We start from the raw sequence: 10,441 nt of genomic DNA, 5'->3' as shown, positions 1-10,441 counted from the left end.
GAGCCGGTCTTGGCGCCGTCCGCCTGCGTGGTCTTTGCGGTGGCGGTGGCTTCGGTGCCTTCAGCGGTGCCGGCCGATGGCGCGGTCTCGGCGGCGAGCGAAGCGGAGGCGGCGATCGCAGCCGCCGCGATCGCAAGCGGCGCGGTCGCCTTGTCGGTCGTGGGTGTCGTGGAAGCCGCCGCCGCCGGCGCTGCAGCGGAGATGGCGACGGCAACCGCGTCGGCTGTCACCGCGGCCGTTGCATCCTGCGTCGTCTCGGTCTGATCGGTGGTGTCGCCGGAAGAGGCCTGCGTCGTCTCGTCCGATTTCGCCTTGTCGGACTTCGGCGCGTCCTTCGATTTGGCGCGCCCGTTCTTTACCTCCTTGGTCCCGGCCTCGGCAGTGGTATCGACGTTGCCGTCGTCATTTGTTTTGTCGCCGCGCGTCTTGTCGTTTTGTGTCTTGGGCGCCGCGTCCCGAGCATTCGAATCATTGCGCGCGGCGTTGTCGGGAGCAGCAGCGTTGTCGCGCGAGCGGCTGTCGGAGGCCGCTGGCGTGTCGTCGGAGCGGCGCGGGGCCTTATCAGGTGCGCGATTGTCGTCGCGGCTTGCGGTCGTATTGCTGTCGACCAGCGCCGCGAAGCTGTCGTTTCCGGCGGATGACTCGGCATCCGGCCGGGCGGACCGCGCCGCCGCGGTCTGGAAAGATGCGTTTGCCGATACTTCTGACGTGACACTAACCACGGGCAACCCTCGCGCTGAGCTCTCGGCTATTCCTCAGCAAGGACCGGGCCACCTGCCGCGGCAAAAAAATATCGTGTTGTTTCAACAGTTTGCAATGGCGTCGGGTGGAACCCAGCGCGGAACGGCGACCTCCCTTTCTGCCCGGCGGCAAGATTTGCCGTCCTGGACACGCTCCAAAATGGCGGTCGGCTGATTGCCTCGCGGGAATACGGCCTATATTAAAGAGCGGCGCCCGATCCGGCCCGGTATGGCCGAGTAATGCCCTAAGGCCTTATAACGAAAAGGCTTTCTAACTCTGACCCGCGAGCCGCCCGGCGCGTTCGCGATTGAAGTCGATGACCCCTGGTATGCGAAACAGTCTGGATCTCGAAGGCCGCCCGCAGGACACGCGGGTCGTGGTCGCCATGTCCGGCGGCGTCGACTCGTCGGTGACGGCTGCCTTGCTTAAGTCCGAGGGCTACGACGTGGTCGGGATCACGCTGCAGCTTTACGACCATGGCGCGGCCACCCATCGCAAGGGCGCGTGCTGTGCCGGGCGCGATATCCACGACGCCCGCAACGTTGCGGAGCGGATCGGCATTCCGCATTACGTGCTCGACTATGAGAGCCGCTTCCGCGAATCCGTGATCGACAATTTTGCCGACAGCTACGCGCTCGGCGAAACACCGGTGCCCTGCATCGAGTGCAACCGCTCGGTCAAGTTTCGCGATCTCTTGGCGACCGCGCGCGAACTCGGCGCGCAGGCGCTCGCGACCGGACACTATGTCGCCTCGCGTGGCCGTGGCGACGGATCGCGCGCGCTGGTGTGCGCGGCGGATGCCGATCGCGACCAGAGCTATTTCCTGTTCGCGACCACGCAAGAGCAACTGGACTATTTGCGCTTTCCGCTCGGTGACATGACGAAGCCGCAGGCGCGCGAACTGGCGCGGCGCTTCGGCCTCGAAGTTGCCGACAAGCAGGATAGCCAGGACATCTGCTTCGTGCCGACCGGGCGCTATACCGACATCATCGGGCGTCTGAAGCCCGGTGCGATCGAGCCGGGTGACATCGTCGATCTCGAGGGCCGCGTCATCGGCCAGCATCAGGGCATCGTTCATTTCACTGTCGGCCAGCGCAAGGGACTGGGGATCGCCTCCGGCGCGCCGCTCTATGTCGTCAAGCTCGATGCGGCCAGCCGCCGCGTCGTGGTCGGACCGCGCGAGGCGCTGCGGATGGATCGCATCCGCCTTCGCGACGTCAACTGGATCGGCGACGGCGCGCTCGACCGCGTCATCGGCGACGGCATCGAGATGTTCGTGCGGGTGCGATCGACGCGCGCGCCGCAGCCGGCGTGCTTGCGCGCGGTCGATGGCGGTTATGAGGTCGAACTCGTTGCCGGCGAGGAGGGCGTTTCGCCCGGCCAAGCCTGCGTTTTCTACGATGCGCCTGCGGGACAGGCGCGCGTGCTCGGCGGCGGATTCATCAAGAGCGCGACCGCACGCCATGTGGCGGCGAGGGCAGGGGCGCAGGAAAACGCGACGCTCGCCGAGGTGATGCGCACTTAAAGAAAAATCGGGGCAGAGGAAATGGCTGGGGACATCGACCGCGAAGGGGTCGAAAAGGCTTATGGGCGCTGGGCACCGGTCTACGATCTGGTTTTCGGCAAGGTGTTCGACGAGGGGCGCCGGTCGACCATTGCGGAGGCCGACAAGATCGGCGGACGCGTTCTCGATGTCGGCGTCGGCACCGGGCTGTCGCTGTCGGAATATTCGCGCAACACCAAATTATGCGGCGTCGACATTTCCGAGCCGATGCTGCGGCGCGCACTCAAGCGCGTGCGCGAGTTCGGCCTGACCAATGTCGAGACGCTGGCGGTGATGGACGCCAAGAACCTGGCGTTCCCGGATTCGTTTTTCGATGCGGTGGTGGCGCAATATGTCATCACCGCGGTGCCGGATCCGGAGCGTACGCTGGACGATTTCATCCGCGTGCTGAAGCCGGGCGGGGAGCTCATCCTGGTCAATCACATCGGCGCCGAAAGCGGACCGCGCCGCGTGTTCGAGCTGGCGTTCGCGCCATTGGCGCGGCGGCTCGGCTGGCGGCCGGAGTTTCCGTGGGAACGCCTGACCAACTGGGCGGCCAAGCATGGCGGCGTCACCTTGACCGAACGGCGGCCGATGCCGCCGATGGGTCATTTTTCGCTGATCCGTTATCGGAAATCGTGAACGCATAGCGTTTTCGAGCGAAGCATGCCCTCGGACCTGATCCGCGGGTGGACGCCGGTTCGCGGCAGGAAAATGCGTCAAGCAAAGAACGCGACAATCTAGCCGCGGAACCTCCGCGTCCGCCGGCCGTTTTCTCTGCATGGCAATGAAACGCGCACTTCTGATCTCATGTGTATGGGCGGCGACGGCCAGCATGGCAGCCGCGCAGGCACCGCCGTCTCCGGCCACGCCGCCGGCCCAGACGGCACCCCCGTCGCCGCAGCGCGCGGCCAATTGCGCGCCGATGCAGCCGTTGCCGAACTCCGGCGAGAAGGTTCCGGAGGGAACGACCACCGGCCAGCGGGCCGAGCCGCTCGGCGACAAGTTGGCCCGTTCGGATGGCGTTCTGTGCCCGCCTGCCGGCGTCGATCCCGAAATGCACGCGCCGGCCCCCGACGCGGGCAAGACGCCGGTGATTCCGCCGCCCGGCAGCCCCGGCGGCGACCCGACAATCCGGCCAAAATAGCGCTATTGTGCAGAGGCTTGATCAGACCGCTGGCTTTGCTTGACAGGTCCGCGACCCACTCCTTATATGCCGCGCGTTCGCGAATGCGGTATAGTGTGCCGTGACGGTGAACCGTGGCGAGGTAGCTCAGCTGGTTAGAGCACGGGAATCATAATCCTGGGGTCGGGGGTTCGAGTCCCTCTCTCGCTACCAAATCTCCGATTTTGCACGCCGAGCTACGATTTTCTGCAATTTTAGGCTCCTGAAGGTGGCGGCTGGAGATTCCCGGCGCGAACCACGTTTGGTGCCAAATGGCGGCGAAGACCTAATTTGCCTCTGTGAGCTCAATCGGCTGTCGGCGGGACCAACTCTCCAAAAGCATCTTAAGCCAAGGTTGTGATGGCGGCGCCGAGATGGTGCATTTGCCGATCCTCCCCCATTCGGTGGAACGGGATCAGCTCCTCGGCTGGCCGGCTTCTCTAATGCGCATGAGCGGGCGCTTCGTGAAGTTCGCTGCGATAGGGCTTCGCGGTCGGCGGAAGCACGCGCTCCACATGATAGTAGGGATCTTTCGCCTGCCTGAGAACGGCGGGAATGAGTTCACGATAAGCGGCAAAGAGGCTGGGATACGGCGCCGGCGTATCGTGTTTCATCATGTCGTGGAGCTTGGGTAGCGCGTAGTACGGCACCATGGGAAACATGTGGTGCTCCACATGATAGTTCATGTTCCAGTACACAAAGCGAAACACGGGATTCATCATCACGGTCCGCGAATTGAGGCGATGATCGAGCACGTCTTCCGCCAGTCCTGCATGTTGAGTCAGATCGAAAAGACGCGCTAGCCATGCGCCGTACATTGTCGGCAGCACGCCAATCAGAAGCACAGGAATCCAGCTTTGCAGCAGCAACGACAGTGCGGCGGAGGAGAAATGGATGGCGAGCCAGATGCGCGCGGTGCTGAACACTTTCGACCGCACGCTGCCGGGAACGAATTCGTTCTCGTCAGCCGTCAGACGGCCGAGGGAGTGACGAAACATCGAGGCGATCGCCTTGCACACGTGCTCCCCCGCAATGAAGCTCAGCAGCAGAAGCGGAATATTTGGGGGCCGCTTCACCGCGATCTCCGGGTCTCGCCCGACGATCAGGGTGTCCGTGTGATGCCGCGCGTGACTCCAGCGCGTGACTTCCGGCTCGCGCATGATCATGAAGCTGGCGACCTGGAGAACGACGTTGTTCATCCACATGGTCTTGAAGGCGGTTCGATGCCCGCACTCGTGCCAGCGTGAGTCCGAGGCAGACCCATAAAGCACGCCGTAGATGGCAAGGAATGGCGCCGCCATCATCCCGCCCCGGAAGGCGATGCCACCTGCGGCACAAGCCAGCATAAGGCCCCACCAAATCGCCGTATCGCGCAATGCGGGCCCATCATGCCGCTTCATGACGGCCTTCATTTCCATGCGATCCAGCGAGGTGTGATACCACTCCGCTGCGGCGAGGCCGGCCGCCTCCGCAGCCTTGGAGTCGGGGCCGACAAGGCTGTAGTCGCGGCCCTGTAGTGCCGGCATGGCTTTGCCTCCTCATCTACTTCTCCAACAAGGATAGAGCGCGCCTTGCGCCGGGCAAGGCGAGTTGATAGTTTCTATCAATCCTCTCAAATTTTGAGAGAAGGATATCAAAGCAAATGAAGAGGGCGGTGGAACGAGTCACCTTGGCCGAGATTGCGAAGGCGGCTGGCGTGAGCGTCGCCACGGTTGATCGGGTGTTGAACGGGCGGGCGTCCGTCAGCAGCAAGCGTATGGAGCTCGTATACGGCGCAGCGCGGGCGTTGAACTATCACGGGCTGCCTACGCTGCGTTCCCGGCTTCCGGTCAAACAGCCGATCGTAAGAATTGGAGTTGCTTTGCGACGAAGGCACCATGCCTTCTATATGGCGATCGAGTCCGCGTTGCGCTCGGCGGCTACAAGGTGCTCCGATGCCGAGGTTGATCTCAAGATTGTCTGCCAGTCCAATAACACCGCGCAGGAAGCGGCGTCGCTGATCCAGAAGCTTGCCGAAAGCTGCCATGTGATTGCGCTCATGGCTCCCGATCACAGCGCTGTTTCCGATGCTGTAAAGGTTGCGCGCGAAAAGAACGTCTTTACGTTCTCGCTCCTGTCCGATTTCGCGATCGACGCGCGCCAGGCCTATTTGGGGGTCGACAACAGAAAGGCGGGCCGCACCGCCGCGTGGGGCGCATCGCACACCGCGCAAAGACCGGGAGCGCTCGCTATCGTCGTGGGGAGCCATGGCTACCTCGCGCAGGAGATGCGCGAGGCAGGCTTCAGGAGTTACATACGCGAGCGCCAGCCTGAGTTCACCGTTGTGGACACGCTGGTTTCTGCAGAGTCGGAGGATGACGTCCGTCATGGCGTTGAGCGCCTCCTCGGCAAGCGCGAGGATATTGTCGGAATTTATGTGGCCTCGGGAGGCGTGGAGGGCGCTCTTGAGGCGCTCCGCCGAAAGGCCAGGACCGGCAAAGTTGCGCTGATTTGCAACGAGTTGACGCCGCTATCCCGGGAAGCCGTGGCGGAGCGCGCCGCCACGATGATCATTGCAACCCCGGTGGAGCAATTGACGCAGCAACTCGTCACTGAAGCCGTTCACACCGTCAACGGCAGGGGAGAAGAATTGTCCAAACCTGGCCCAATTCCGTTTGAACTGTATGTGTCGGAGAATATCTAGGCGCCCCACGGCTGGAGCCTTTTCCTGAGCCAGACCATGTACGGGTAATGGCGTCGCCGGCCCGTGGCTCGCATTGCCGCCCCCGGAAAAGGCATAGCGCGGTCACACGGCCTCCATCTTGCTGTGCCCTACCAAATGGCAGGTTCGGGGAATTGGGAGCAATCGCAGCATGCGGCCGGGGTGGCTGGGGTTTGCCGGGCGGTTTTTCGGTGTCCTATTTCTTGTGAACGTCATGGCGTCGCCCTGCTGCGCGGGTCCGCAGGAAATGCTGACGCTGATGCAGCGGATCACGGCGCTTGCAAAGGAAGGCCGCTACGGCGAAGCGGTTAGTCTTGCGAGGAAGCTCCAGAGCGAGGCTGAAAGAACTTCCGGCCGCCAGTCGCCTTTGACGGCAACGACGCTGGTCGTGCTGGGGCAGGTGCTGCAGACGCAGGGCGAAACCGGCGAAGCCGAAAGCGTCCTGAAAAGAGCGCTTGCCATCCGCGAGAAAAGCCTTGGTCCAAATCATCCCGATGTTGCGGCCGTGCTCCTCACGCTGGGCCAGATCGAGCTGGGCCAGAACCGGCTGAACGACGCCGAGCGGGATGTCTTGCGCGCGGTCAGCATCAATGAGCGCGTGCTGGGCCCCGACCATGTCACGACGGCGCTGACGCGCATGCAGCTTGGCAATCTCCGTCACCGTCAAATGAAGGTGACGGAGGCGCTCGATATTTTCTACCGCGCGCTGGAAGTCTTCAGGAAATCTCCGGGGCAGGCGGACATCATGATCCCGGTTGCCCTGAGCAATATCGCCGAGGTCTATCGGGCCCAGGGCCGGCTGCAATTGGCGGAGGCGCGCTTTGCCGAAGCGCTCGATCTCCAGGAAAAACAGCACGGCGTCGACAGCATCTATCTGGCGGCCACGCTCAACAATCTCGGCGAGCTCCGTCGCGCCCAGGGACGGCTTCAGGAGGCCGAGCAATTGGCCCGGAAGACCCTGGCCATCCGGGAAAAAGCGCTGGGCCCGGACCATTCCGACGTCGCCGCGAGCCTCAACAATCTGGCGCTGGTGTTTTCGCGCGAGGGCAGGGAAGCCGAAGCCGAGGGCCTGCTTGCCCGCGCGCTCGCGATTCAGGAAAAGGCGTTTGGAGCGGCGCATCCGACCGTGGCGACGGCCCTGAACAATCTTGCCGAAGCGTGGATGCGTCTCGGCCGCACGCAGGAAGCCGAGCAGCTGTTCCGAAAATCGCTGACCATTCGCGAAAAGAGCCTCGGTCCGACCCATCTGGATGTTGCGGTTTCTCTGGACAATCTCGTGGCGCTGCTTGGCAGCGGCGATCGTTACGCGGAGGCGGACCCGCTCGCGCGCCGCTCGCTTGCGATCCGCGAAGCCGCGCTCGGCGGTTCGCACCCGCTGGTCGCAAGCGGCCTCAACAATCTGGCCGTGGTCCTCGACAGTACCGGACGGCCGCAGGAGGCTGAGCCGCTGTTGAAGCGGGCGCTGAACATGCGCCTGCAGGCGCTCGGCGACGCGCATCCTGATGTCGCCAACAGCTTCGTCAATCTCGGCGCACACTATCTCGATGTGAAGGATTGGCGGCAAGCCCACCATGCGTATGCCCGGGCGGCGGCCATCCAGAACAGCCGCCGCGCCACGGAATTTAGCGAGGAAAAGGGCTGGGGCGATCTGAAGGCCCATGACGACGCCAATCCGTTCCCGGGATTGATCGTCGCCGCCTACAATCTCGCGAGCGCCTCCGGTGGTGGGCAGGCCGGCGTGCTGCGATCGCAGGCGTTCGAGGCGGCGCAATGGATCGGCGACGAAAAGGCGGCGCGCGCGATTGCCGGAATGTCGGCCCGCATCGCAACAGGCGGCGGGGACCTGGCGGCACGTGTTCGCGAGAGGCAGGACCTCGACGCGCAGGCAATCGCCACCGACAGGATGCTGGTCGCGGCGCTCTCGCAGTCTGACGCCGCGCGCAACAAAACGGCGGAGCAGGCGCTTCGCGCCCGGGCATCAAGCATCGCCGGCCAGATTCGGCAATTGGACGACGCGATCCGCACGCAGTTTCCGGACTATTCGGCACTGGCCACCAAGGCTCCCGTTTCGATCGAGGACGTTCAGAAGCAGCTTCGTCCAAACGAGGCCGTGCTGCTGTTCACGACGACCTTGCGCTTCACCTTCGTCTGGACGGTGACGCGTTCGGATGTGCGGTGGCACGCTGCCGATATCGGCGAGAAGCAGCTCGCCGATACGGTCGGCATCTTGCGCTGTGGCCTCGATGCGGAGGCGTGGCTGGACAAGACGTCCACATGCGCGGAAAAGCTCGGCCTGAAACGCCCACTGGCGGCGCGCGAGCCATTGCCGTTCGACCAGGAGCGGTCCTTTGCGCTCTATCAGGCGCTGCTCGGCCCGGTCGCCCGCGACATCGACGGCAAGGAACTGATCCTGGTGCCATCAGGTCCGCTGGCCATGCTGCCTTTCGGGGTGCTGCTGACCGACAAGCCTGAGCCGGACGCCGGCACCGACCGCACGAACGCGGACCTTTCGAAAGCGCCCTGGCTGGTCAAGCGATTTGCGACGACCGTCCTGCCCTCGGTCTCCAGCCTCAAGGCGCTGCGCCAGGTCGCGCAGAAGAGCAGCGCATCAAAGCCGTTCCTCGGCGTCGGCAATCCCTTGCTCGACGGTGACGGTCGCGATCTTGCGGCCGCGCGCGCCAGGCTGACGCGCCAGATCCAGAATTGTGCAGCCATTCCGGCGCAGGCAAAGCAGGTCGCGCAAAGAGGCTTGCGCACGGTCACCGCGCTGTCCGGCGGCACCGCCGACGTCGAGCAACTCAGGCGCCAGATGCCGCTGCCGGAAACCGCGCTTGAATTGTGCTCGGTGGCAAACAGTTTCGCGCCCGTGAAAGGCGACGTCTATCTCGGCAACAGCGCTACCGAGACGAAGATAAGGGCGCTCAGCGAAAGCGGCGACCTCGCAAAATATCGTATGCTGCATTTTGCGACCCATGGCGCGCTTGCCGGGCAGGTGAATGGCTCCATCGAGCCGGGACTGATCCTGAGCCCGCCGCCGGCCGCTACGCCGGCCGATGACGGCTATCTCTCGTCGTCGGAGATTTCGGGCCTCAAGCTGGATGCCGATTGGGTGGTTCTGTCGGCCTGCAATACGGCTGGCGGCCAGGCTTCCAATTCGGAGGCCTTCTCCGGTCTTGCGCGAGCATTTTTCTATGCGGGCTCGCGCGCCTTGCTGGTCTCGCACTGGGCGGTCAGCTCCGACGCAGCAGTCGCCATCACCACCGGCACCATCGATGCCATGAAGGCGGGCCCCGATGTCGGCCGCGCCGAGGCACTTCGCCGCTCTCTCGTGGCCTTGATTGCAAAGGGCAGCGAGAACGCGCAACCCGCGATATGGGCGCCCTTTGTGCTCGTGGGGACCGGCAGCCTCTGACGGTCCCTCGATCCGCGACTTTCCGCTTTCGCGCCCATTGAAAGCTCGATGGCTCCAGTCGCGGATCAGGATCGTTCCGTGATTTTCTGCGTCAGCCTTGGTGCCCCGCAGCTTCCAGGATGAGCCGGGTGATCTCCTCGGGACGTGAGATCAGGGAGACGTGACTGGCCTTCACCTCGATGGTCTTGGCGCCCATCCGCTTGGCCATGAAGCGCTCGAGGTCGGGGTTGATGGTACGATCTTCCGTCGAGACGGCGTAGTAGCTGGGCTTGGTTCGCCAAGCCGCATGCGTGGTCTTTCCTGATAGCAGAGCCTTGTGGAACGGCTGCTGCACGGCATAGAGCACCTTTGCCTTCTCCTTCGGCAGGTCGCCGGCGAAATCGCGCAGAAAAGCCTCTTCGGAAAGGCGGCCTTCATCGCCGTCGAACACGATTCCAGCGCTCGCCGGCGGTGTCGGGAATGTCTTGGCCAAAGCGGTGTAGTCCTCGCCCGCATCAGGCGCGCGCGCCGCCACATAGACCAGCGCGGATACGTTTGGATGCACGCCGGCCTCCGTGACGATCATGCCGGAGAAGGAGTGACCGACCAGAACCGTCGGACCATCCTGCCGCGCCAGCACGCGCTCCGCGGAGGCGACCGCATCGGGCAACGTGCTCAAGGGATTTTGAACGGAAGTGGCGTTGAGGCCCGCCGCCTGCAATCGCGCAATCACTTCGGACCAGCACGAGCCATCGGCGAACAAGCCGTGCACGAGCACGACATTGCGTGCCTTTATCGGCGTTGTGGTTGCGGCCGTGTCGCGCGTGGAAAGCAGCGAGGCTGCCGCGCCGGCAAGCAGGGCGGTCGAGAATGCGCGTCGATTCATCATGATGTCTTCTC

7 protein-coding genes, 1 tRNA gene and 1 pseudogene are annotated in these 10,441 nt (G+C 63.9%); 6 read left to right on the top strand and 3 right to left on the bottom strand.

Annotated features, from left to right (window positions below):
- Positions 1 to 722, bottom strand: a pseudogene (locus CQ12_RS45035) (hypothetical protein); the annotation flags it as partial.
- Between the two features lie 347 nt (positions 723 to 1,069).
- On the opposite strand from CQ12_RS45035, the gene mnmA reads away from it, so the two are divergent.
- The 4 genes from mnmA to CQ12_RS14715 all read left to right on the top strand — a co-directional run bounded on the left by mnmA (position 1,070) and on the right by CQ12_RS14715 (position 3,623).
- Positions 1,070 to 2,266, top strand: coding sequence for a tRNA 2-thiouridine(34) synthase MnmA (mnmA, locus tag CQ12_RS14730; RefSeq protein ID WP_057836018.1), 1,197 nt, complete (start codon positions 1,070 to 1,072; stop codon positions 2,264 to 2,266).
- 21 nt (positions 2,267 to 2,287) lie between these two features.
- Entirely contained in the window at positions 2,288 to 2,926 is a 639-nt protein-coding gene (locus tag CQ12_RS14725; protein WP_057836017.1) for a class I SAM-dependent methyltransferase, read from the top strand.
- A gap of 139 nt (positions 2,927 to 3,065) precedes the next feature.
- Complete coding sequence (locus tag CQ12_RS14720) at positions 3,066 to 3,431, top strand: hypothetical protein (RefSeq protein WP_057836016.1); 366 nt, start codon at positions 3,066 to 3,068, stop codon at positions 3,429 to 3,431.
- Between the two features lie 115 nt (positions 3,432 to 3,546).
- Positions 3,547 to 3,623 (top strand) — tRNA-Met (locus tag CQ12_RS14715).
- A gap of 266 nt (positions 3,624 to 3,889) precedes the next feature.
- On the opposite strand, the gene CQ12_RS14710 is transcribed toward CQ12_RS14715, so the two are convergent.
- Positions 3,890 to 4,975 (bottom strand): fatty acid desaturase family protein, encoded by a 1,086-nt coding sequence (locus CQ12_RS14710; protein WP_057836015.1) that lies wholly within the window; start codon positions 4,973 to 4,975, stop codon positions 3,890 to 3,892.
- A 143-nt stretch (positions 4,976 to 5,118) separates the two neighbouring features.
- Here CQ12_RS14710 and CQ12_RS14705 point away from each other — a divergent pair, with 143 nt between their 5' ends.
- Together CQ12_RS14705 and CQ12_RS14700 are read left to right on the top strand one after the other, a co-directional pair.
- Positions 5,119 to 6,132, top strand: a complete 1,014-nt coding sequence (locus tag CQ12_RS14705) for a LacI family DNA-binding transcriptional regulator (RefSeq protein WP_198164149.1) — start codon at positions 5,119 to 5,121, stop codon at positions 6,130 to 6,132.
- Between the two features lie 232 nt (positions 6,133 to 6,364).
- On the top strand, positions 6,365 to 9,562 hold the full coding sequence (locus CQ12_RS14700; protein ID WP_057836013.1) for a CHAT domain-containing protein: 3,198 nt from the start codon (positions 6,365 to 6,367) through the stop codon (positions 9,560 to 9,562).
- A gap of 91 nt (positions 9,563 to 9,653) precedes the next feature.
- Here CQ12_RS14700 and CQ12_RS14695 read toward each other — a convergent pair whose 3' ends face one another.
- A complete protein-coding gene (locus tag CQ12_RS14695) occupies positions 9,654 to 10,433 on the bottom strand; it encodes an alpha/beta fold hydrolase (RefSeq protein ID WP_057836012.1) in 780 nt (259 codons plus the stop codon).
- Between the last annotated feature and the right edge of the window lie 8 nt (positions 10,434 to 10,441).

The organism is Bradyrhizobium jicamae (genome assembly GCF_001440395.1).
Lineage (GTDB): Bacteria > Pseudomonadota > Alphaproteobacteria > Rhizobiales > Xanthobacteraceae > Bradyrhizobium > Bradyrhizobium jicamae.
This window is presented reverse-complemented; position numbering and strand designations above follow the sequence as displayed.